The following is a 22124-nucleotide window of genomic DNA, read 5'->3' on the forward strand; positions in this document are numbered from 1 at the left end:
CCAGGACTGTTATGCAACCTCACCTGCTTAAAGGCGCCCTGCTGTTACTCTTGGCTGAAGCCTGCTTTGCCGGTATTGGCGCTGTGGTGAAATACAGTAGCGACATGGCCAGCGAAGTACAAATTGTGTTTTTTCGTAACTTGTTTGCACTAGTACTGATGTTGCCTTTTCTATACCGGCACGGCTTTGCTATGCTGAAAACCCAGCGTTGGTACCTGCATGTAAGCCGGGCGCTGACCGGCCTGATTTCCATGTACTGTTTCTTTTATGTGCTATCAAAATTACCGCTGGCCCAGGCCATGATGGTGATTATGTTATCCCCTTTTATCGTGCCAATACTGGCGCGTTTCTGGCTGAATGAGCGGCCAAGCCGCATTACCCGTTTTGGCATTGCCCTTGGCTTTATCGGGGTTATTCTGGCCCTGCCAAGCCCGGATCCCAGTCTAAATCTGGTGTTACTGCTGGCGCTTTTTGCGGCATTTTTAGTTGCCATTACCAAAACCACCATCAGAGCAATGGCCAGCACTGAATCGGCGGTGCGCATCGTGTTTTATTTTTCCCTGCTAACGGCCGTGCTCTCTGCCATACCGGTGCCTTTTTACTGGCAACCTCTTGGCAGCGACGTGTGGCTGGCCTTTGCGGCAATGGGTGTGCTCGCCGCTGTTGGTCAGTTAGCTATGACCAGTGCCTTTGCCGTTGCCCCTGCCAGTGATATTGGCATGTGGACCTACAGCAGCGTGCTGTTCGCCGGTGCTTTTGGTTATTTATTCTGGCAAGAGCCGGTAACCTTAAGCTGGCTGGCTGGGGTGATTATTATTTTTTATGCGGGTTACGTTACCACCCGCCAGCGCCTGTTTTAGTTGCCGCGGTAACGCGCGATAGTAAGTAAAACGGCTAAGAACAAAGCTTTTGCCAACGAGGCTGGCACTGCGGCGCCGAACAGGCTAAAATACGCTCCCTTTTTCAGACGCGACAACACAGGTAACGACCACCAATGGGCAAAAAACTGCACATTAAAACCTGGGGCTGCCAGATGAATGAGTATGACTCTTCAAAAATGGCAGACCTGCTGGATGCAACACATGGCTACACCCTGACCGACGAGGCAGAAGATGCAGATGTTATTCTGCTCAATACCTGTTCCATCCGGGAGAAAGCACAGGAAAAAGTGTTTCATCAACTGGGTCGCTGGCGTCCACTTAAAGAAAAAAATCCGGATTTGATTATCGGGGTTGGTGGCTGTGTTGCCTCACAGGAAGGTAAAGCGATTCGTGAGCGCGCGCCTTTTGTTGATATTGTATTCGGCCCGCAAACCTTGCACCGCCTGCCAGAAATGATTAACGCCGTTAAGGGCTCCCATTCACCGGTAGTGGATGTATCATTTCCTGAAATAGAAAAATTTGACCGTCTGCCTGAACCTAAAGCAGAGGGTCCGACGGCCTTTGTCTCAATTATGGAAGGCTGCTCGAAATACTGCACCTTCTGTGTTGTGCCCTACACCCGGGGAGAGGAAGTGAGCCGGCCGTTAGACGACGTATTATTCGAAGTAGCCCAATTAGCGGCACAGGGCGTGCGTGAAGTTAACCTGCTGGGTCAGAACGTTAATGGCTATCGCGGTGACACTCATGATGGCAATATTTGTCATTTCTCAGAATTGTTACGCTTGGTGGCCGCGATTGATGGTATAGACCGGATCAGGTATACCACCTCGCACCCGATTGAATTTAGTGATGACATTATTGAAGTGTATCGCGACGTACCGGAACTGGTTGACCATTTACATTTGCCGGTGCAATCAGGCTCTGACCGCATTTTAAATTTAATGAAACGTGGCCACACTGCACTGGAATACAAAGCGCAAATTCGTAAGCTGAAGAAAATCCGGCCAAATTTAAGTATGTCATCCGACTTTATTATTGGTTTTCCCGGTGAAGACGATGCTGACTTTCAAGCCACCATGGACCTGATCCAGGCGATAGACTTTGATATGAGCTTCAGCTTTATCTACAGCGCACGTCCGGGCACACCAGCGGCAGATTTACCAGATGATGTCAGTGAAGAAGCAAAGAAGCAGCGCTTATATATTTTGCAGGACAGAATTAACCAGCAGGCGCTGAAAATTGCCCGCAATATGCTGGGTACGGAGCAGCGAATATTGGTTGAGGGGCCATCAAAAAAGAATATTATGGAACTGACCGGCCGCACTGAAAACAACCGGGTCGTTAATTTTGAAGGTTCGCCAGAAATGATTGGCCAGTTTGTCGACGTTAAAATTACCGACGTTTTCAGCAATTCATTACGTGGTGAATTACTGCGCACCGAGACTGAAATGGGCCTGCGCCGGGAAGTTGCTCCAGCCCAGATATTAGCCAGACAACCTAAAGCAGACCCTTTAGGTGTAACCACTTTTACGCCCTGAACCGGCCTTAACCGCGAGTGCACTATTGAACACTGACAACCTGAATGTAACTGAACTGGTACTGGAACCGGCCGACAATAACAGATTAAGCCTGTTGTGCGGCCCTTATGACGATAACTTAAAACATATTGAACGGCGTTTGCTGGTTGATATCAGCTATCGGGATAACCTGTTCAAAGTTGCCGGACCGGATGTTAATGTTGCCGCTGCTGCAGATATTCTGCGCCAGTTATTTCAACTTACCCGCGGTAATAAGCAACACGCAGAAGCCATTACCCCGGAGCAGGTGCATCTGACCATCAGTGAGAACTTTGATATTCAGTATCAACATGATCACGGCAGTACCGGCGATTTCAGCCTGAAAACCAAAAAAGGCTTAGTTAAAGCCCGTAACCCGAATCAGGCCAGCTATGTGGCCAATGTGCTTCGCCATGATGTGTGTTTTGGGATCGGTCCGGCGGGCACCGGCAAAACCTATCTGGCGGTAGCCTGTGCCGTTGATGCGCTGGAAAGCGGTCTGGTAAAACGCATTGTGTTAACCCGCCCCGCCGTGGAAGCCGGTGAAAAACTCGGTTTTTTACCTGGCGATTTGGCGCAGAAAGTCGACCCTTACCTGCGCCCTTTGTACGATGCATTGTTTGAGATGCTTGGCTTTGAAAAAGTGGAAAAGTATCTGGAGCGTGGCGTAATAGAGATTGCGCCGCTGGCGTATATGCGCGGCCGGACCCTGAACGATGCCTTTATTATTCTCGATGAAAGTCAGAATACCACGACAGAGCAGATGAAAATGTTTCTAACCCGTATTGGTTTTAGTGCCAAAGCGGTGATAACCGGTGACATTACTCAGGTTGACTTACCTCGTGGTCAGTATTCCGGTTTAAAACATGCGATTGATGTGCTAAGCGAGGTGGCTGAAATCAGCTTTAACTTTTTTAACGCCAAAGATGTGGTGCGTCACCCCATCGTTCAGCGTATTGTCCAGGCATATGAAAGCCACGAAGCCGAAAAGCTCAGGAACACCGCCGAACAATGAGTACCATCCTTGATTTGCAACTGGCCAGTGATACTGCCGGCATTCCGCAGCAGGCCGACTTTCAGCGCTGGCTTAACGCTGCGGTGCATCCCTTTCAGGCCGGGGCTGAGGTTACCGTGCGTATTGTCGATAACGCAGAAAGCCAGCAGCTTAATCTGCAGTACCGCAGTAAAGATAAACCGACCAATGTGCTGAGCTTTCCTTTTCAGGCACCGCCAGGAATTGAGCTGCCGTTACTTGGCGATCTGGTTATCTGCGCCCCGGTAGTGCAGGCCGAAGCATTGGTACAACATAAAACAGCTACCGACCACTGGGCCCATATGGTTGTGCACGGTTGCTTGCATTTGTTGGGATTTGACCATATAAATGACGACGATGCGGCAGAGATGGAAGCGGAAGAAATTCAAATTCTGGCCGGTCTTGGCATCAATAATCCCTATTTATTGGATGATAACTAGGTTTCTTATTACTAATGGAGCATAAGTTCACGAATGAGTGACGACAACCCCCACTCTAGCCGCGGTTCTGCCGGCAAAACCTGGTTAGAGCGTATCGCCAGTATTTTTAGTGCAGAGCCACAGGATATATCAGACCTGGAAGATATCATAAGCGAAGCGGCAAGAGGCGAGCTTATCGATAGTGACACCAAAAGCATGCTGCAAGGCGTGCTGGACGTATCAAAAATGCGGGCCCGCGACATTATGGTGCCACGCTCGCAAATGGCGACCATCGATATTGAACAACCGGTCAGCGCGTTCTTACCTATCTTACTTGAAAATAACCACAGCCGTTATCCGGTTGTCAACGAAGACAAAGATCACGTTGAAGGTATTCTACTGGTTAAAGACTTATTGCAATATGCCCTGGATCCGAATCAGACAGACTGGCATATCGGCGAGTTTTTACGCCCGGCAGTGATAATTCCCGAAAGTAAGCGGGTAGATGCGTTACTGAAAGAATTCCGACAAAAGCGCTACCATATGGCAATTGTGGTTGATGAATACGGCGGCGTATCCGGCCTGGTCACCATTGAAGATATTCTGGAACAAATCGTCGGCGAAATTGAAGATGAACACGACGATGAAGAAGATAACGATATTAAAAAAATGGCCTCCCGCGTATTTCAGGTGAGCGCCCTTACCCCGCTGGATGAATTTAACGAAAGCTTTGGTACCGGTTTTGACGAAGAAGATGCCGATACCATTGGTGGTATTGTGCTACATGCGTTTGGACATATGCCTGAGCGGGGCGAAAGTATTCAGCTGGGAGATCTGACCTTTAAAGTCAGTAAAGCCAATAGCCGGCGCTTACTGCAATTGCAGGTAATTAAAGCCAAGCAAAGCGTTGTTACTGAGGATAACGGATCATAATTACCGTCACCCAAACTACCCGCAAAGTTAAATCGGTCGCGGCTGCGCTGTTGCTCACCGGCGCCGGGGCGCTGAATACCCTGGCGTTTGCGCCCTTCACTCTGTGGTGGCTGCCTTTTTTCACCCTGGCAATCTTAGTGTTAGTGATCGGTCGGGTCAGCCATTGGCGCCAGGCGCTGTTTGCTGGCTTTTTCTATGGTGTTGGCTGGTTTGGTGTTGGTATTAGCTGGGTGCATGTCAGCATTGATCAGTTTGGCGGTTTACCGCTGATTGCCAGCCTGGGTTTAATGGCCTTGCTGGTGAGCTATCTGGCATTGTTCCCGGCACTTGCGGCGCTGCTTACATACTGGTTTACGCTAAAACGGCACAATGGAAAACGGCTTGCCGCTCTAACATTTGCCGCGCTTTGGGTTAGCATTGAATGGTTGCGCAGCACCCTGCTCACTGGTTTTCCATGGTTATCTCTGGGCTACAGCCAGACTAGTGCAGGCTTAGCCGACTTTGCACCAATAATTGGCGAAACCGGTATCAGCTTTATCCTGGCAGCCAGCGCGGCAGCATTAGCCCGCCTGTATCAGGGCGGCCCGGTATTATCCCGGGTTGGCCCGGCAGTAGTGGCAGGGGTAATTATGCTAAGCGCCCCTTTACTGCAACAGTTCAAAGGCTGGGATTACCAGAGCAACAGCGTCAATATTGTGATGGTGCAAGGCAATATAAAGCAGGATTTACGTTGGCAACCTGAGCAGGAGTGGCCAACCATGCTTAAGTATCTGGACCTGACCCGACCGCATTTCGCCGAAGCCGATATTGTGATCTGGCCTGAAGCGGCCATACCGCAACTGGAACCGATGGCTGAAGCCTTTCTGGATAACCTGAACAAAGCGGCTTTTTATAATGATGCCGCACTGATCACCGGAATACTGGACTATAACCTTTCAACCGAGCAAGCCTGGAACAATTTAATCGTGCTTGGCAAAGACACGGCCGGTGCAACGGAAGGCCAATACTTTTATGGCCATGCTAATCGTTTCAGCAAACACCATTTATTGCCCATTGGCGAATTTGTTCCTTTTGAGCAATGGCTGCGTCATCTGGCACCCATTTTTGATCTACCCATGAGCTCCTTTACCCGCGGCAGTTATGTGCAGCCTAATTTACTGGCGAATGATTATCAGCTGTTAAGTGCCATTTGCTTTGAAATTGCTTTTCCGCGCCAAATTCGCGCCAACTTTACCACTGACACCGATTTTATTCTGACCGTCAGCAACGATGCCTGGTTTGGAGACAGCATCGGCCCCCACCAGCACTTGCAAATAGCCCAGATGCGGGCCCGCGAGTTTGGCCGGCCGGTGTTACGTGCAACAAACAATGGCATCACCGCCTCTATTAAGCCCGACGGCACCATTGCCAAGCGGCTACCTCAGTTTAAAGAGGCCGTACTATCCGATACCCTAACCCTAAGCACTGGCCGTACCTGGTACAGTCGTTTTGGCGACTGGCCACTGGCTATCATTGTTGGCTTGGTGCTGCTTGGCACCTTAATCAACCTTCGTTTTACCAAACGTCAGCCTGACCCCTCTACTTTAAATCCACATTCCACCAACTTGCCTTCATCAGTAAAGCATCAGCGGTAAAGCAGCATTATTTACCTTTAAAAGAAACTAACGCTTCTAATTATTACATTTGGTTACATTTAAAACATTAACTAATTTCACAATAATTACACTTAACGGCTGTTTTCGGAAAGCTGACTTTTATTCTTTGCTTTACCTGTTTTTTTATGGCAAAACAAAGTGGTGTTAAACAATAAAGCAATGCGTTAAAGCGCCGACAGAGCGCGACAGATTACAAAAAATCAGCTGCAACGACTGATAAATCCAAAGGAAGTATTTGAATGAAACTAAATAAATTATCCACTATAGCTACCGCTACTTTGCTGGCAATGGGTGTTACAGCCGCTGCTGCCGCATCTGACAGAGTTATTATCCAGGTTGATAACAGCAAGAAAGGCGTGGTTAAAGCGCTTGCTAAACAGCTTGGCGGTGAAATTAAAGTTGACGCTGATGGTTTTATCGCCGCGCAGTTTAGCGGCAAATCGTTAAGTGAAATTAAAGGCCTGTTGAATAACCCACATATTAAGCTGGTTGAAGCCGATGTTCAACGCCACGCTATGGCGCTGTTCAACGATGATGCCGGTAATCCGGCAACTCAGCAATTAACCCCTTACGCAGTTTATCAGTCGCAGGCCAATCAGGTTGGTTTGAACTTAGGTAATACCAAAAAGGTGTGTGTCATCGACTCAGGCATTGCCCGTGACACCGGAGAAACCGGTGGTGGCAATAACGATTTCGACTGGTCAAATATTACGGGTACCAGCAATTCCGGCACCGGTGACTGGTTCCGTGATGGTGGCCCGCACGGTACCCATGTTGCCGGTACAATTGCAGCTGCCGATAATGGTATCGGTGTCATCGGCATGGCACCAGGCAACCCGATGCATATTATAAAAGTATTTAACGATGCAGGCTGGGGCTATTCCTCTGATTTAGCGTTCGCAGCGCAAAAATGTACTGAAGCTGGTGCCAAGATTATCAGTATGAGTTTAGGCGGTGGCGGTGCCAACAGCACTGAAGAAAACGCTTTTAACACCTTTACCAACAATGGTGGTTTAGTACTGGCAGCGGCAGGTAATGACGGCAATACCACCCGCTCTTACCCGGCAGGTTATGCTTCGGTAATGATGATCGGTGCTAACGATGCCAATAATAACATTGCTAGTTTTTCGCAGTACCCTTCATGTACAGTGACGTCTGGTCGTGGCAAAAATGCTACCACCACTACCAATGACGGTTTCTGTGTAGAAGCCTCTGCGGGCGGTGTGGATACCTTATCAACCTACCCGGCAGGCGGCACTTCAATGGTGACAGCAGTTGCCGACGGTGTTGGTTTTGCTGCAGCTCCTTCTGATAATACAGGTTCTTTGAACAACGCTACTTACCATATGGGTACAGCTCAAACTACTGATGCCGGTGCAAACGGTAAAATCTGTACAATTGACCGTGGTGTCGTCTCGTTTGCTGACAAAATTAATAACTGTGCAAACTCTGGTGGTATCGGCGCGATTGTAATCAACAACGTTGCTGGTGAAGGCCCGGTTTATATGGATGTTACCGGCGCCGCTAATATCCCGTCATACGGTGCAGCTTTAGAATCACGTAGCAACCTGGTAGGTGCTACTAACATTACTATTTCATCGTCAGCTAGCGACTATGGTTATATGAGCGGCACCTCGATGGCTACGCCGGCTGTTTCAGGTATTGCGGCGCTTGTATGGTCTAACTTCCCAAGCTGCAGCGGCACTGAAATTCGTAATGCCTTAAAAGCAACGGCACAAGATGCGGGCGCAGCGGGCAAGGACGTATACTTCGGCTACGGTATTGTGAAAGCGAAAGCGGCTTATGACTACCTGACAGCGAATGGCTGTACCGGTAGCGGCACTGGCGGTGGCGGCGGTGGTGGTACTGATCCAGAGCCAGAGCCATGTAAAGGCGGCCCAAGAAAATGTGGTTAATTATTTAACCCACTACTACTAGCCGGCATAATGCCGGCTTTTTATTAGCGCCAACCTGGCAAGTCTGATAGTTGCACCGCCTCATTCTCTTCAGACAGCTAGCCTGACTAAGCTGCACTGTTATTTTGCTGTGCTATTACTTTGCTTTGCTCATCGCCAGAAGATCCATTAGACTGAATGATAACGCTGTGTTTCAGGTGAAAATTAACCACTTATGATCGTTTTCTTCAGGTTAGTGCTGCTGGCATTATTGCTAAGCAACCCACTGTTACTCAGTCACGCCGAAACCGAATTTACCATTGTATACGCTGCTGAAATGGCAGAAGCGAATCATCCTGAAGCTAATTTTTCGCAACTGGCGACCTTATTACAGCAAGCTCGTCGCAAAAGTACACCCACCTTTTTTCTGTTTGGTGGCAGCAGTCTTGGCCCCAGCCCGCTTGGCTTTTTTGACCGCGGCGCGCATATAATAGATATTCTTAATAGTTTAGAACCAGACGCGATGGCAGTTTCGCACCGTGATTTTGCATTTTTGTCAGAAGAATTGTCACAACGAGCCTATGAGGCCGCCTTCCCCCTGGTGTTAAGCAACCTGTACGACCCGATGACAGAGGGTAATCTTGATGGCCTGGTAGACAGTATTCTGGTGCAGCAGGGTGACATTAAACTGGGTGTGATTGCGCTGGTCGCACCTTATGTTATTCAGCAATATGCGCTGGACAGATTACAGGTCACCCCCGCCGAGCAGGCTATTACCCTGCAGGCAGCAAAACTAAAAGCGCAGGGTGCGAACCTTGTGGTAGTAATGCACACGACCGAACTGGATTTTTTACCCGACTTGCTGGCAAAGGGCACTATTAACCTGGCATTTCGCAATAATTATGATGGTAAGCAACTGCTGCCCAACCAGCCCAATATTATCCTGCAACAGCAACTGAATCAGGCGGTAATTGTTGAGGCTAAATTAGATACTGATCTCAAGCTGGACAAGCTAAAGACCAGCTACATTGATTTGGCGACGTTACCAGCAGAGCCGGAGATAGCCAGAAAAATTGCTACGCACACTCAACGTTTGCAATTGTTATTGCAAGAACCCCTGGGACACACCGTGCTAGACTTTACCACCCGCCGGGATGACGTGCGTAACAGAGAGAATGCGTTTGCTAATTTTGTGGCCGATACCCTGAGAAACTACACTGATGCACAGCTGGCGTTTATCAACAGCGGCACCATCCGTGGGGTGAAAGATTACCCGGCGGGTACCTTGCTTACCCGGGGAGACATTCTGGCTGAACTACCCTTTCGCAATACGCCGGTGCTGCTGCAACTTAGCGGCCAGGATTTAGTCAGCATTTTTGAACATGGGCTCAGTGGCTTAGATAACCAGCGCGGATTCTTTTTACAGGTCTCCGGTTTTACGCTGCTTTTTGACAGTACTGCGCCAGCAGGTAACAGGGTTGTCAAACTGTTGGTTAATGGCGACCCCGTTATCAGCGATAAAATGTATAACGTTGCCACAGTAGAGTATCTGGCCGAGGGCGGTGATGGTTTTGAGATTTTAGAGAAACGCAGCAAACTGAATTTCTTTAACCCCAGCGATCGAAACATTGCAGATATTATTGCCGCCGCCATTAAAAAGCAGCAGACCATTACTCTGGTAACAGACGGCCGGCTGCACGATATCAGCCAGCAGGCTAAGCCATGAGTTCACCTTCTAAACGTTATTACTCCAGCGCCAGATTATTATTTGCTTCATTATTACTAAGCCTGCTGCTGTTTATTTTACTGAGTTTGATGTTTTATCATCGTCTGCACCAGGCGCAGCAAATTGTCAGCAGAGTTGCAGAACAAGGCATTCCTGCGGTACTGGAAGCCAGCCTGGTACACGATAAAGTGAAGGAACTTAATCTGCAATCAGAGCTATTACGCAATGCAGTCAGCCAGGCAGCAAGGGACAGAGCGTCACAGCAGATACGGCAGATTATTGTTCAGATAAGCAGTCTTGATCATCAGCAATATGTGCAACACCAGTATCAGCAACAGCGGCTGCAACTGATTGCTGATGAAGCCCGCGCTCTGGACATGCTGATTGCCGAGCGGCTGGTTCTGCAGCAGCAAAGCCGCAGCTGGCTGGACAAATTAAGTCAACTGCAACAACAGAGTCAGCAATTGAGAGCCAATCAGCCCTGGCTGCTAAGCTATTCAGGGTTACTACGTGATATTACCGCCCTGTACAGCATTGACCGCTTATATAACCTGCGCCAAAGTCGTACAGAACTAAATAAGGCGTTGGCAGGCAATAAAATAATGCTTAACCAGTTAAGCGCCACGGTACAACCAGCCGCACAAGTGCTGTACCAGCAACTGCTGGCTGCATTGATGTCTGAGCAAGGGATCCTGGCGCTACTAGAGGCAGAATTAAGCAATATTGCCAAAGCCACCGGCAAGGCAAACTTTTTACGCAGTCTGGTGACTGACTACGCCAGCGAAACCGAGCTTAATGCTTATCAGTCCGCGGCGTCACTGATGCAGTTAAGTCAGCAATCCTCGAATTCACTTGCCCGGCAAAACCGGTTAAGTGCCGCTCTGGCACTGGCCGCTATACTGTTGCTGCTGGCGATGATGTTTTATACCCAGAAACGGGTAATTCAGCGTTTAAAATTACTTAATGAAAAAGTGCAGGCTGGCACTGGTTTTACGGATGACGACCGTTTGTTCAGCAGTAATGATGAAATTGCAGACATTGCCCGTTCTTTTAACCAGTATAGTAATACTGGTTACGGCCCAGCAAACGGCATTAGAACGTCAGTCTTTAACGGATGGCCTGACTGGCATCGCCAATCGCCGCCACTTCGACGCCCATTTACACAGCGCCGTGGCAATGGCTAAAAGAATGAAACAGACGCTGGCAGTGATCCTGTTGGACGTTGACGACTTCAAAGCGTATAACGACAGCTACGGCCATCTTGCCGGTGATGACACCTTAAAAGCGATAGCAAACACCCTGGCAACCACCTTGCAGCGTCAGGTCGATCTGGTTGCCCGTTATGGTGGAGAAGAATTTGCCTGCGTCCTGCCGAATACCAGCCCGGAGCAAGCATTCATTATGGCGGAACAATTGCGACTGGAAATATTAGCCTTAATGCTGCCTCACCAGGCCAGTCCAACAGCCGGCTTTGTTACCATTAGCCTGGGTATCGCCAGCCTGAAACTGGGCCAGGACATCAGCGATAAAGTCTTGCTGAATCAGGCAGACAAAGCCTTATATCAGGCAAAAAGTCAGGGCCGAAACTGCACCGTCATGTTATAACTTTGGGGCTTAGCGGATCACCTTAACCCCTATTTCCAGTTCGACGCTCTGCTGCAGCTTTTGCTCAATACGCCGTTTTACCCGGTCCATAGTGGCATCGTCCACTGCACTGCCTGATACCAGGGTCAGGCTGATCCTAAGCGGCGTTCCAGGTCGGACACTCACATCCCGCAGTTTTACTTCTTCCAGCTCTAAGCCATCCAGCTGCTGCACTACCTGATGCTCTGCCACCATATGACCAAAGCCAATAGCCAGTGGAATACACAAGATAGCAGCCAGGATCAGGGTGAGTGCCAAACCGCGCTTCGCCCGGTGAAACGGGCTGTATCCCAGAAACATAAAGGTAATTACGGCGGCTAAAATTATTCCGACCAGGTTAGTCAGAAACAATAAGAAGGCGCCCCAGAACACCGTGAAATCGAGCCAACCAAGGCCAATACCGGCCACCGCTAAAGGCGGCACCAGCGCTACCGCTATCGCCACGCCAGCTAAGCTTTTCGCTACCTCTGCCCGCGCATGGGCATAGGCGCCGGCAATACCGGATATGACCGCTACTCCTAAATCAAGTAAGGTTGGGCTTATTCTTGCCGCTATTTCGCTGTTAATGGTTGTTAGCGGGATAAACCAGGTCGCTACCATGGCACAGCCCATGGCCAAACCGGTACCGACCGCAATGCTGCGACTGCTGATGAGCATTAAACTCACATCCTGACGCAGCGTACCCAGTGCCATTGAGACAATGGGCCCCATTAATGGCGCTAAGATCATCGCGCCAATGATCACCGGAGTAGAGTTAGCAAATAAGCCAAATACGGCCAGTAAGGTCGCCAGCACCATCAGGGTTAAATACGATGAGGACGCCTTTGCGCTCTCGCGCATCGCCATAAATAACTCTTTAAACTCGTCCGTTGCAGCATGATGGATCCATGGCAGCGGATAGGTCACTAATTCGCTCTTTGCTTTACCGGCAGGCAACGCTTTGGTTCTGACTGCTTCTTTGCTCTCTGTTTCAGCCTCTTCCAGTGCCAGATAGCGTCCCGGTGCCAGCAGCAATACCCTCGGCTCCACTTTCAAATGCAAGACACTGTTCTTTTCAATTAAACCATCATGGGTGTAACTGATCAGTTTTGGACTGCTGATCATCAGGCTACGGCTTTTAACATGGCCGACAAAAGACGGGGTGTTATTATTCCAGTAATCGCGTAAAAACAGCGAAGCAAATAAAAACCTGAGCATTTCAAACACACTTCGTGGTGCCAGTATCAACGCGTGTAACATACCATCGTTAACGCTGGAGTCCGCCACCAGCCGCCTTGACAATACCGAGCTGCGGCCATGCTCAACCACCACAATCCCCAGTGCGGCGGTATCAACAATTTTTTCTTTATGGGTGGTAATTTTAAAGGCGTTGAACGTTACCTTGCCAATACCTTTTACCAACCGGACAAACCGTTTAAGCCGCTTCGCCAGAGGCTCAGCCAGTGCTTCTCCCGGAGTTAAGGTTAATGCGTCACCTATTACCACCGAGTTAAATACCGGTACGTCGTTACATAACAGTAAATCAGCCTCGGTGGCGTTGTTGTTTAAGGCATCGGTTAGCGCCTCTTCCATTTTGCCGGCAATGCCAAAGCCATAACGGGCATGTTTCATTTCCGGGTGAGGGAGCAGCGCCAGGGTTAATTGCTGGCGCTGGATTTGCAGTACTAACTCGCGCAGTAGCTCGTCGCTCAGGTAGCATACTATACGACTACCGGCGATAAACCCGGCAGGCTGTTCAGGATTAAATACCTGAATTTTCAGCGCGGCAAAGCCCTCTCCTAACCGGGCACGCAATAACGGCAATAACTGCTGCTGTACCCGTTGCTCATCCAGATCGGCGTACAGCACCACAATGGGCTGGTCTGCGCGCGTGCTATTCATCCAGAGCACCATTAACCAGTTCGGCAATTTCAGCCAAACGTTGCATGGCCCGGCCATTAACCGATTTTTTCGGATACTGACCGCGTCGATTCAGCTCACCGGCTTCTTCACCGGTTAACAGTGCCAGTGCTTCATCGACGGTTCTCACCACATAAATATGAAACTTTTGCTCGGCTACTGCGGCTATCACTTCATCGCGCAGAACCAGATTAAGCTGATTGCTGGCCGGAATAATAACCCCTTGCTCGCCGGTCAGTCCGCGTGACTGACACAACCGGAAAAAGCCTTCAATTTTTTCGTTAACCCCACCAATTGCCTGCACCTGACCATGTTGGTTAATCGAACCGGTTACTGCCAGGCTCTGTTCAATGGGTATATCGGTTATGGCAGAAATAAGGGCGCACACTTCGGCCAGGGAGGCGCTATCACCATCAATATGGCCATACGACTGCTCCATCGCAATGTTGGCGCACAGTGTTAGCGGGAAATTGCGGGCATACTTAGCCCCGAGATACCCGGTCAGTAATAACACCCCTTTGGAGTGTATCGCCTTACCCAGTTCAACTTCCCGTTCGATATCAATAACCCCACTGGAGCCGGCAAATACGGTGGCACTGACCCTGGCCGGCGTCCCAAAGGCAGTATCACCAATCTCCAGTACCGTCAGACCATTAATTTTGCCGACCGCCATGCCGTCGGTATCAATTAAAATCTGGCCTTCCTGAATATCTTCAAGAAACCCCTCGCTGATGCGGCCGGTACGATGCTGCTTGCCCTGCAAGGCTTGCTGGACGTGAGTTTCATTCAGAATGTCGCTGTCGGCCTGGGCCGCGTAGTAACAGGATTCACGTACCAGCTCCAGTACATCAGCAAAGCGGGCTGATAGCTTGCGCTGGTGCTCTGCCTGCCGGAAACTGAATTGCAATAACTGGCGCAGACCGCACTGCGTTAGCTTGGTAATATTAAGCTGTTGCATTTGCAGCTGAATTTGCCGCGACATGTAGCTTAGTGTTTGTTCGTTATACGGCAGATAGTGCTCGAAATCAGCCAGTACTCTGAACAGCTCGTTAAACTCTTCGTCTACCTCCTGTACCAGATAATAAAGATCACGCGACCCTAACAGCACCACTTTGACGTTAAGCGGAATAGCCCTTGGGGTAATAATGGTAGAGTTTGTTACCGCATGTTCGCTTAAGGTATCAATTACCACTTCACCGCTTTTTAAAGCCAGCTTAAGCGCGTCCCATACCGAGGCCTGAGAGAGCAAGCGGTCGGCATCCAGAATTAAATAACCGCCATTTGCTTTGTGCAGCGCGCCAGGGCGGATCATCCGGTAATTGGTATAAAGGGCACCGCTGGACGAGTTATATTCTACCCGGCCAAACAAATTGCCATAACTGGGATTGGGTTCAAAAATAATTGGCGCGCCGGACATCGCTTCATGATGCACCAGTACATTAGGAACAAATTCTTCGACAAAAATTTCCCGGCTGTCTATCTCTTCCTGTTTTTCAGCGTCGGATTCATCAGGCAGCAGTTCCAGCACTGCTTTTACTAAATGCGGCCGCATTTCTTTTAAATATTTCAGCACACCAAGCTCGGTGCTGTAATCATGCTCCAGATGCTTGAGCATCGGCTTAATGGCTTGTTCGATGGTGTCTTTACGAAGCGTTCTCAGGTTTTCTGACAGCTCACGTTTCCAGCGTGGCAATTCCAGCAGGGCATCGTTTAATACCGTCTCCAGCTCCGACACAACGCCGTAAAAGTACTGCCGCTGCTCGTCAGTCATTTTGCTGAATTCACTGTCTTCCAATGGCTTACCGTCAATAATGGGCGAAAAACTCACTGCACCATTGTCTTCAAACAGCACCACATGTTTTTCCAGTGCGGTTTTTTCGACCCGCTCAATGGCCAGGTCGTAGCGATCGTCAAACTGGCGGGCAATGGCTTTTTTCTTGCGCTGATAGCCCGGATTATCAAAGGCGGCCGGAAAGGTATCCAGCAATTCATCAATTAAGGCTTCCAGCTTTTTTACCAGTATACGGCCATCACCAGGCAGTAACCGCAGGGTATTAGGAACGCGCTCGTCATCAAAATTATTCAGGTAGCACCATTCATTGGCCGTCGCTTTCTCCGCTGCGGCATGCTGCAAAATATCCTGCACCAGGGTAAAGCGGCCTAATGCCGGTTCGCCCATCACATACAGGTTATAACCGGGCATATCCATACCAATGGCAAATGCCAGTGCTGATTTAGCCCGCTCCTGGCCAATAAAACCCGGTATCAGCTCAGCGGTCGCCAGTGCTTGTTCAATCTGATCATCTTGCAAAATGGGGCCTAGCTGAGCCGGGTCGAGCGCTAAAGACAAATGGCTATGGGTCATGTCATCCCTTATTAACAACAAAATATAATGCAAACGCAATTGCCGACATACTACCAAAAACATGCTGTGCTGTGCTGGCTATTTTATTTTTTCAGTTTCCTGATTAAAGGATCTGGCCATCGCGCCGATACAAGCTTAGCAACAGAAATTAACCTTAGCCGGGGGCATTATGAACGAGCAAAATTGTCTGCAGAAAATTCGCAATCTTGGTGTCCGGTTACAGGAACTGGAATTGGTGCAAGTAGCACCGGGCAAGTCTTATACTGCTACGGCGCTGAACTTTTTGTTTGCCGACCATGGTGCAACGCGCCCTGCCGGGATACCACTGGACCATACGTTGCGTGCCTTAGGAGAGATTATCGTCGCCAACAGAAAAGTGCATTTCAGCCGGCTTGACCCCGATAGCATTGTTGATTTTTTCTGCCGTTTTTACCGGGTTCATTGAAATAAGCAAATTTTTGAAATACCTTTGCTGGTGGCCGGGTCTTATAACTGACTCTGACAACCAAAAGGTAAAATCTGATGAAATCACTAAATAAAACCCAACTTTCTTTTGCGCTTGGCGCCATGGCTTTAGGTTCTGTTGCCGCCGGTGCGGCGCATGCCGACACCAACCCTTTTGCAGCTGCTGAACTTAGCATGGCGTATCAGCTTGCCGCTACCGAGGGTAAATGTGGCGAAGGCAAATGTGGCGCCGATAAAGCCAAAGACAAAGCTAAAGATAAAGCTGCAGAAAAAAGCCAGGAAATGAAATGTGGTGAAGGCAAATGTGGTGCTGATAAAGCTAAAGCAAAAGCAAAAGCCGAAGATAAAGCCAAAGAAATGAAGTGCGGCGAAGGCAAGTGTGGCGCCGATAAAGCCAAAGCAAAAGCCGAAGATAAAGCGGCAGAAAAAAGTAAAGAAATGAAGTGTGGCGAAGGCAAATGCGGTGCGGCGTAAGCGGTGAATGTTAAAGCCTCATTAACCGGAGCAGGCCTTGGCCTGCGCCGGGAAATGCTCAGTGAAGTGCTGGCGACCACCCGCCCGGTAGCGGATTTTTTTGAAGTCGCCCCGGAAAACTGGTTGCCTTACGGTGGTAAACTGGCCAGTCAGTTTAAAGCGCTGACCGAGCGTCATGCCTTTGCCTGCCATGGCTTATCTTTGTCAATTGGCAGTCCCGACCCACTCGATATTAATTTTATTAAACAGTTAAAGGTGTTTTTTCGGGAACACAATATCAAGCTGTACAGCGAACACTTAAGTTATTGTTCTGCTAAAGGGCATTTATACGACTTAATGCCTATTCCCTTTACCGAAGAAGCCGCCCGTTATGTCGCCGCCCGGATACGCACGGTACAGGATATTCTGGAACAACCCCTGATTCTGGAAAATGTGTCTTATTATGCTGCGCCTGGCCAGCAGATAAGCGAGCTGGACTTTATTGGTGAAGTACTCGAACAAGCCAATTGCCAACTACTACTTGATGTTAATAATATTTATGTTAACTCGGTAAATCATGGCTATGACGCCGCTGCGTTTCTGCGGGCGTTACCCTCTGAGCGCGTGGCCTACTATCACGTAGCCGGTCATTATCAGGAAGCACCGGATTTACTGGTCGATACTCATGGTGCCGATATTCCGGATCCGGTTTGGCAGTTACTGCAACAGGCGTACCTGCAGCACGGCGTAAAACCCACCTTATATGAGCGCGATTTTAATATTCCGGCGCTTAGCAGCTTGCAGCACGAACTGGATACGATCAGAGTGATGCAACAACAGGCACTTAACGCCAGCAGCCAAAAAACCGGTTCGCAAAAACATAGTTCGCCAAAGACTGCCGTATTATGAGTTCTCACCCCATTAATTCTGACAGCAACACGACCAGCGATAACGACTTTAAACAGCTGCAACTGCAGTTCGCGGCTTATATTCGTGATCCTGGCAACTGCCCGCCGCCGCAAGGGCTCGAAGCGCGTCGGTTAAAGGTATACCGAGACCTGTTTTTTAATAATGTTAAAGGCTTTCTCGACACGGCGTTTCCGGTGTTAAAAACCCTGTACAGCGACAGCGCCTGGACGGCACTGGCCCAGCAATTTTTTAGTAAGTATGCCTGCCACAGCCCTTACTTTTTGCATATTGCCGAGCAATTTGTGGCATTTTTGCAAGACTACCCGCCGACAGAGACGGATCCGGCTTTTTTAGCGGAGTTGGCGCATTACGAATGGGCGGAGCTGTATATCGCTACCCAGGTGCTAAGCCAGCCCCAGCCTTTACTTGAGTCCGGGCAATTAACTGGCACACAGCTCGAAAGTACCCGGTTGCAGCTGTCTGAGCTGGCCATGCTCTGCGCTTACCAGTGGCCAGTGCAGCAAATATGCACCGATTTTCAACCTGCTGAACCGGGGCAGCCCGTTTTTTTCTTGCTGTATCGCAACACAGAGCATGAAGTTAAATTTGTGCAGCTTAACCAGGCCACCTTATTATTGCTAAATCATTTAGCAGAGCAGCCCGGTCTGACATTTCCCGCATTAATACATACCATCAGCGCGCAATTACCCGGCTTATCTGAGCAGCAATTACAACAGGGCGCCCTGCCCTTGTTGCAGGATTTAGCCCAAAAAGGCGCGATTCACGGTTATCAAGGTTAAGCTTTTTTCAATAAAAAAGCGGGTCGACAACAAAACAGTGAAATAACACTACGTCAGCCACGGTCTTGTTATGCATGGTGATTCTAGCAACAAATTAACAGGCAAGGTTTATGTTAAAGCGACTCTATTCTTATTATCAACGAACGGTCAGCCGTCTGGCGCAGGTCAGTGGCCTGGCGCCCTTGCTATTGCGGCTTATACTGGCACCAGTGCTTATTCAGGCCGGCTGGAATAAATTTAGTCATTTTGACAATACCGTCGCCTGGTTTGGTAACAGTGACTGGGGCTTAGGTTTGCCGCTGCCAGCACTGTTAGCCGGCCTGGCAATTGCCGCTGAGTTAATCGGCGGAGCCTTGTTACTAATGGGGTTACTGACCCGGCTGGTGGCAATACCTTTATTAATAACCATGCTAATCGCTATTTTTGCGGTGCATCTGCCCTACGGCTGGCCTGCCATAGCAGATAGCAGCAGCTGGCTGGCCGATGGCACGATTTTACTGAACGAGCGGGTAATGGACAGCAGCGAAAAAATTGAAGCCGCCCGCAGTCTGTTGCAACAACACGGTAATTACGACTGGCTCACCTCAAGCGGCAAACTGGTGATCCTGAACAATGGCATTGAATTTGCGGCCATGTATTTAGCCATGTTGCTAAGCCTGCTGTTTAGTGGCGGCGGGCGTTATGTCAGCGTTGATTACTGGCTTCATCGCTACTGTCAGCCGCTTTACTCTGGCGTTGCCAGGCACTAATGCGGCCAGCCACCTTAATTACCTTAAATGATTGCTTTACAGGTTCAGCTTATGTCCATTACGCTTACGGCCCATGCAACCAAGCAAAAGTCCCGATTAATGTCGACATCACGAAAGACACTGCTCACTTTGCCGGTCTCTTTATTTAAGCGCAAAGCACAAAGCAACAGCCAGCGCTATGAGCAGTTGGTAAGGCTGTATCATGCGGATTTATACCGGTACGCTTTTTGGTTATGCCGCGACCAGCATATTGCCGAAGACATTGTGCAGGATACGTTTTTACGGGCCTGGAAAGCGCTGGATTCGTTACTGGACGACAACGCGGCGAAAAGCTGGCTTATTACTATTCTGCGCCGGGAAAACGCGCGGCGGTTTGAGCGAAAACAGCTGGATTACAGTGATGTTGAGCAAGAGAATCTAACCGATGATATTAACCCGGCATTAGAGCAGCAATATGATAATGCCGTGCTGCAACAACAGTTACTGCTGTTACCACCTGAATATGGCGAGCCCTTGCTATTGCAGGCCTTAGCAGGTTTTAGCAGCGACGAAATTGGCCAACTACTAGGTTTAAACGTAAATACCGTGAACACCCGCTTATTCCGGGCCCGGCACTTACTGAAGCAGCGCCTGACCGCGCAAGAAAAGGGGTAAAGCGATGGTTGATTTATCATTAAGACAGGCTCTGATTGCCGATCCACAGGCCCGCTCTGCCAAGCTCGCACAGGCCGTTGCCGCCGATCCTCAGTTACAACAACTGCAACGCCAGTTACTGCTGGACCAGGTGCGCATTATGCAAGCACTTACCCTGGATGTGCCCGATACCTTAGCGGTAAAACTGCTACGCCAGCAAATGCAGCTAACTCAGAAAACGCAAACTAGGCGTTTTACCGGCGCTATTGCCTTAGCCGCATCTATCGCCTTTGTTGCCGGCCTGACCCTGAACTGGTTTAACTATGGCTTTCCTGACATGACCTTAGGCCAGCATGCGTTGGCGCATGTGTATCATGAAGCACCCTATATGGACCAGATGCTGGCGCCGCAACCGCTGATTCAGGTTAACGCTAAGCTGGCAAGCTTTGGCGCTGAACTGACAGACTGGTCGCAATCTATTGTTTATTCAAATTTTTGTGATTTTCGCGGCACCCGTTCGTTACATTTAGTGATGCAAACCGAACAAGGGTTGGCAACAGTGTTTGTGGTACCAGCGGATAATCAGCTGAAATTTGAGCATAATTTCTCTGATGGCACCTATCGCGGTCGCAGTGTAGCGCTAAAAAACGCTGATTTAGTGGTAGTCAGTGAAAATGAGCAGGATTTACAGCAATTACCCGCTAAACTTCAGCAACAGCTTAAATTTATTTAACGCAGTATGGTATGGCGCAGGGAAGCAGAATGACCGACAAAAATCAGGCAGAATGGCTGTTAATTCAGCAAAGTTATGACAAGCAAGAGCAGCAGGCATTATGGCTAAAAGTTGTCACCATTCTGGTATGGCTGTGGTTGCTGAAAAACGCCGCAGCCATTGAGCTGCAACTCGGTGTTGTTGGCTTATTCTGGCTGCATGAAGCCATCCTTAAAACCTTTCAGCTACGCGCCGCCAACCGTTTACTGCAACTGGAGCAGGCCATACTGCAGGCTCAGGATATTGGTTGTCAGTGGCACAGCCAGTGGCAATATCAGCGGCAAAACCCGTTACAGCTAATACAGGGCTATGCCAAACAGGCCGTCAAACCCACGGTGGCAGTAACTTACCTGGCGCTCATAGCCGCCAGCCTGCTACGGCTTTGGCTGTAGCAGCAAAGCTCGCTCTGATTACTATTTCCGGTTAGAGCCAAAGCGGACATTTTTTTTTCAGTATCTCACAATAAACGCCGCGTAAATCTAAAGTTGAAGCACCAACTACAGAGAGGGAAACACCTTGCTGGCATTGCCCGCATTGTCAGATAGCGTTATTGCATCTGGCGTCAGTGTTAGTAGCACGGCCTCAGGGACAACCTGACGGCTGAACCTGAGGGATGTAGGGTGAACGAATACTGGCCGGAAACGGCTGGAGGGGTGGCTGGGACGGTTTACGCTACGCTCCAGCCGCTCCAAAGCTTTGCGTAACTACAAATGACATGTCCATCATGTTGTACATGTTAAGGTTTGAGGCTATACTTGTCCTGTGAAACGTACATGTGGAGGTTGTATGAGAATTGTGTCTTTTACTGAAGCAAGAAATAGCCTGAAAGCGGTTTTAGATTCCGTCGTTAATGACGCAGATACAGCAGTCATTACTCGCCGTGATTCGGAAGATGCTGTTGTTATGTCGCTGGACTACTACAACAGTCTGATGGAAACGGTTCACTTACTGCGCTCACCTGCCAATGCTGAGCATTTGAATCGCTCAATTGAACAATTCAAAGCAGGTAAGATAACCTGCAGAGACTTGATTGATGAGTAGTCGTTTGCTGTCATGGACTGACGAATCCTGGAGCGATTACCTTTATTGGCAAACCCAGGACAAAAAAAAGCTCAAACGAATAAACAAGCTTATAAACGACGTTAGACGCTCACCGTTTGAAGGTATTGGTAAGCCTGAGCCGTTAAAGGAAAACCTAGCTGGTTTTTGGTCCCGACGTATAGATGATACGAACAGGTTGGTGTACGCAGTTGATGATAATACGATTACGATAATCTCGTGCCGTTATCACTATTAGACTCGGCCCTTGCAAAAGGCAGCTAATAAGTTACTGCACC

General features: G+C 49.2%; 22 protein-coding genes. 20 read left to right on the forward strand and 2 right to left on the reverse strand.

Annotation, left to right across the window (positions count from 1 at the left end):
- The first annotated feature begins 11 nt into the window (after nucleotides 1-11).
- From B2X65_RS12445 to B2X65_RS12490, 10 genes are all read left to right on the forward strand, one after another.
- Nucleotides 12-860: a DMT family transporter gene (locus tag B2X65_RS12445; protein WP_290612946.1), complete on the forward strand. Its 849-nt coding sequence runs from the start codon at nucleotides 12-14 to the stop codon at nucleotides 858-860.
- A gap of 134 nt (nucleotides 861-994) precedes the next feature.
- Entirely contained in the window at nucleotides 995-2419 is a 1425-nt protein-coding gene (gene miaB / locus B2X65_RS12450) for a tRNA (N6-isopentenyl adenosine(37)-C2)-methylthiotransferase MiaB (protein ID WP_290612950.1), read from the forward strand.
- A 25-nt stretch (nucleotides 2420-2444) separates the two neighbouring features.
- Entirely contained in the window at nucleotides 2445-3452 is a 1008-nt protein-coding gene (locus tag B2X65_RS12455) for a PhoH family protein (protein WP_290612952.1), read from the forward strand.
- The gene (gene ybeY / locus B2X65_RS12460) at nucleotides 3449-3910 is read left to right on the forward strand and encodes an rRNA maturation RNase YbeY (protein ID WP_290612954.1); all 462 of its coding nucleotides are present in this window, start codon (nucleotides 3449-3451) and stop codon (nucleotides 3908-3910) included. The genes B2X65_RS12455 and ybeY overlap by 4 nt, the downstream gene beginning before the upstream one ends.
- A gap of 33 nt (nucleotides 3911-3943) precedes the next feature.
- Nucleotides 3944-4822, forward strand: a complete 879-nt coding sequence (locus B2X65_RS12465; RefSeq protein WP_290612956.1) for an HlyC/CorC family transporter — start codon at nucleotides 3944-3946, stop codon at nucleotides 4820-4822.
- Between the two features lie 50 nt (nucleotides 4823-4872).
- Nucleotides 4873-6456, forward strand: coding sequence for an apolipoprotein N-acyltransferase (gene lnt / locus B2X65_RS12470; protein WP_290612958.1), 1584 nt, complete (start codon nucleotides 4873-4875; stop codon nucleotides 6454-6456).
- A gap of 260 nt (nucleotides 6457-6716) precedes the next feature.
- Nucleotides 6717-8393: a S8 family serine peptidase gene (locus B2X65_RS12475; protein ID WP_290612960.1), complete on the forward strand. Its 1677-nt coding sequence runs from the start codon at nucleotides 6717-6719 to the stop codon at nucleotides 8391-8393.
- A gap of 214 nt (nucleotides 8394-8607) precedes the next feature.
- Nucleotides 8608-10098: a bifunctional metallophosphatase/5'-nucleotidase gene (locus B2X65_RS12480; protein ID WP_290612962.1), complete on the forward strand. Its 1491-nt coding sequence runs from the start codon at nucleotides 8608-8610 to the stop codon at nucleotides 10096-10098.
- A complete protein-coding gene (locus tag B2X65_RS12485) occupies nucleotides 10095-11282 on the forward strand; it encodes a hypothetical protein (RefSeq protein ID WP_290612964.1) in 1188 nt (395 codons plus the stop codon). Before B2X65_RS12480 ends, B2X65_RS12485 begins: the two co-directional genes overlap by 4 nt.
- On the forward strand, nucleotides 11227-11703 hold the full coding sequence (locus tag B2X65_RS12490; RefSeq protein WP_290613521.1) for a GGDEF domain-containing protein: 477 nt from the start codon (nucleotides 11227-11229) through the stop codon (nucleotides 11701-11703). The genes B2X65_RS12485 and B2X65_RS12490 overlap by 56 nt, the downstream gene beginning before the upstream one ends.
- 9 nt (nucleotides 11704-11712) lie before the next feature.
- Here B2X65_RS12490 and B2X65_RS12495 read toward each other — a convergent pair whose 3' ends face one another.
- Together B2X65_RS12495 and B2X65_RS12500 are read right to left on the reverse strand one after the other, a co-directional pair.
- On the reverse strand, nucleotides 11713-13623 hold the full coding sequence (locus tag B2X65_RS12495; protein WP_290612966.1) for a TIGR00341 family protein: 1911 nt from the start codon (nucleotides 13621-13623) through the stop codon (nucleotides 11713-11715).
- The gene (locus B2X65_RS12500; RefSeq protein ID WP_290612968.1) at nucleotides 13616-16006 is read right to left on the reverse strand and encodes a Lon protease family protein; all 2391 of its coding nucleotides are present in this window, start codon (nucleotides 16004-16006) and stop codon (nucleotides 13616-13618) included. The genes B2X65_RS12495 and B2X65_RS12500 overlap by 8 nt, the downstream gene beginning before the upstream one ends.
- A 169-nt stretch (nucleotides 16007-16175) precedes the next feature.
- Between B2X65_RS12500 and B2X65_RS12505 the strand changes: the two genes are divergently transcribed.
- The 10 genes from B2X65_RS12505 (at nucleotide 16176) to B2X65_RS12550 (ending at nucleotide 22084) form a co-directional block, all read left to right on the forward strand.
- Entirely contained in the window at nucleotides 16176-16451 is a 276-nt protein-coding gene (locus tag B2X65_RS12505) for a hypothetical protein (protein WP_290612970.1), read from the forward strand.
- A 77-nt stretch (nucleotides 16452-16528) separates the two neighbouring features.
- Nucleotides 16529-16945 carry a hypothetical protein gene (locus B2X65_RS12510; RefSeq protein WP_290612972.1) on the forward strand — a complete coding sequence of 139 codons (417 nt, stop codon included), beginning with the start codon at nucleotides 16529-16531 and terminating at the stop codon, nucleotides 16943-16945.
- Nucleotides 16946-16948: 3 nt separating this feature from the next.
- On the forward strand, nucleotides 16949-17833 hold the full coding sequence (locus B2X65_RS12515) for a DUF692 domain-containing protein (protein ID WP_290612973.1): 885 nt from the start codon (nucleotides 16949-16951) through the stop codon (nucleotides 17831-17833).
- Nucleotides 17830-18633, forward strand: a complete 804-nt coding sequence (locus B2X65_RS12520; protein ID WP_290612975.1) for a DNA-binding domain-containing protein — start codon at nucleotides 17830-17832, stop codon at nucleotides 18631-18633. Before B2X65_RS12515 ends, B2X65_RS12520 begins: the two co-directional genes overlap by 4 nt.
- Before the next feature lie 110 nt (nucleotides 18634-18743).
- Nucleotides 18744-19382 (forward strand): DoxX family protein, encoded by a 639-nt coding sequence (locus tag B2X65_RS12525; RefSeq protein WP_290612977.1) that lies wholly within the window; start codon nucleotides 18744-18746, stop codon nucleotides 19380-19382.
- A 51-nt stretch (nucleotides 19383-19433) separates the two neighbouring features.
- Nucleotides 19434-20036 (forward strand): sigma-70 family RNA polymerase sigma factor, encoded by a 603-nt coding sequence (locus B2X65_RS12530; protein ID WP_290612979.1) that lies wholly within the window; start codon nucleotides 19434-19436, stop codon nucleotides 20034-20036.
- Between the two features lie 4 nt (nucleotides 20037-20040).
- The gene (locus B2X65_RS12535; protein ID WP_290612981.1) at nucleotides 20041-20748 is read left to right on the forward strand and encodes a DUF3379 family protein; all 708 of its coding nucleotides are present in this window, start codon (nucleotides 20041-20043) and stop codon (nucleotides 20746-20748) included.
- A gap of 29 nt (nucleotides 20749-20777) precedes the next feature.
- A complete protein-coding gene (locus B2X65_RS12540) occupies nucleotides 20778-21179 on the forward strand; it encodes a hypothetical protein (protein WP_290612983.1) in 402 nt (133 codons plus the stop codon).
- A 394-nt stretch (nucleotides 21180-21573) separates the two neighbouring features.
- On the forward strand, nucleotides 21574-21828 hold the full coding sequence (locus B2X65_RS12545) for a type II toxin-antitoxin system Phd/YefM family antitoxin (protein WP_290612985.1): 255 nt from the start codon (nucleotides 21574-21576) through the stop codon (nucleotides 21826-21828).
- Nucleotides 21821-22084, forward strand: a complete 264-nt coding sequence (locus tag B2X65_RS12550; RefSeq protein WP_290612987.1) for a Txe/YoeB family addiction module toxin — start codon at nucleotides 21821-21823, stop codon at nucleotides 22082-22084. Before B2X65_RS12545 ends, B2X65_RS12550 begins: the two co-directional genes overlap by 8 nt.
- The last annotated feature ends 40 nt before the right edge of the window (nucleotides 22085-22124 follow it).

This window comes from Arsukibacterium sp. UBA3155, from assembly GCA_002364615.1.
In the GTDB taxonomy this organism is placed as follows: Bacteria; Pseudomonadota; Gammaproteobacteria; order Enterobacterales; family Alteromonadaceae; genus Alishewanella.

Excerpts from the sequence above, each read along its gene's own strand:
- B2X65_RS12445 (WP_290612946.1), top strand. The coding sequence starts at position 12 with ATGCAACCTCACCTGCTTAAAGGCGCCCTGCTGTTACTCTTGGCTGAA.
- miaB (WP_290612950.1), top strand. The coding sequence starts at position 995 with ATGGGCAAAAAACTGCACATTAAAACCTGGGGCTGCCAGATGAATGAG.
- ybeY (WP_290612954.1), top strand. The coding sequence starts at position 3,449 with ATGAGTACCATCCTTGATTTGCAACTGGCCAGTGATACTGCCGGCATT.
- B2X65_RS12465 (WP_290612956.1), top strand. The coding sequence starts at position 3,944 with ATGAGTGACGACAACCCCCACTCTAGCCGCGGTTCTGCCGGCAAAACC.
- B2X65_RS12475 (WP_290612960.1), top strand. The coding sequence starts at position 6,717 with ATGAAACTAAATAAATTATCCACTATAGCTACCGCTACTTTGCTGGCA.
- B2X65_RS12480 (WP_290612962.1), top strand. The coding sequence starts at position 8,608 with ATGATCGTTTTCTTCAGGTTAGTGCTGCTGGCATTATTGCTAAGCAAC.
- B2X65_RS12485 (WP_290612964.1), top strand. The coding sequence starts at position 10,095 with ATGAGTTCACCTTCTAAACGTTATTACTCCAGCGCCAGATTATTATTT.
- B2X65_RS12495 (WP_290612966.1), bottom strand. The coding sequence starts at position 13,623 with ATGAATAGCACGCGCGCAGACCAGCCCATTGTGGTGCTGTACGCCGAT.
- B2X65_RS12500 (WP_290612968.1), bottom strand. The coding sequence starts at position 16,006 with ATGACCCATAGCCATTTGTCTTTAGCGCTCGACCCGGCTCAGCTAGGC.
- B2X65_RS12505 (WP_290612970.1), top strand. The coding sequence starts at position 16,176 with ATGAACGAGCAAAATTGTCTGCAGAAAATTCGCAATCTTGGTGTCCGG.
- B2X65_RS12510 (WP_290612972.1), top strand. The coding sequence starts at position 16,529 with ATGAAATCACTAAATAAAACCCAACTTTCTTTTGCGCTTGGCGCCATG.
- B2X65_RS12520 (WP_290612975.1), top strand. The coding sequence starts at position 17,830 with ATGAGTTCTCACCCCATTAATTCTGACAGCAACACGACCAGCGATAAC.
- B2X65_RS12525 (WP_290612977.1), top strand. The coding sequence starts at position 18,744 with ATGTTAAAGCGACTCTATTCTTATTATCAACGAACGGTCAGCCGTCTG.
- B2X65_RS12530 (WP_290612979.1), top strand. The coding sequence starts at position 19,434 with ATGTCCATTACGCTTACGGCCCATGCAACCAAGCAAAAGTCCCGATTA.
- B2X65_RS12535 (WP_290612981.1), top strand. The coding sequence starts at position 20,041 with ATGGTTGATTTATCATTAAGACAGGCTCTGATTGCCGATCCACAGGCC.
- B2X65_RS12540 (WP_290612983.1), top strand. The coding sequence starts at position 20,778 with ATGACCGACAAAAATCAGGCAGAATGGCTGTTAATTCAGCAAAGTTAT.
- B2X65_RS12545 (WP_290612985.1), top strand. The coding sequence starts at position 21,574 with ATGAGAATTGTGTCTTTTACTGAAGCAAGAAATAGCCTGAAAGCGGTT.
- B2X65_RS12550 (WP_290612987.1), top strand. The coding sequence starts at position 21,821 with ATGAGTAGTCGTTTGCTGTCATGGACTGACGAATCCTGGAGCGATTAC.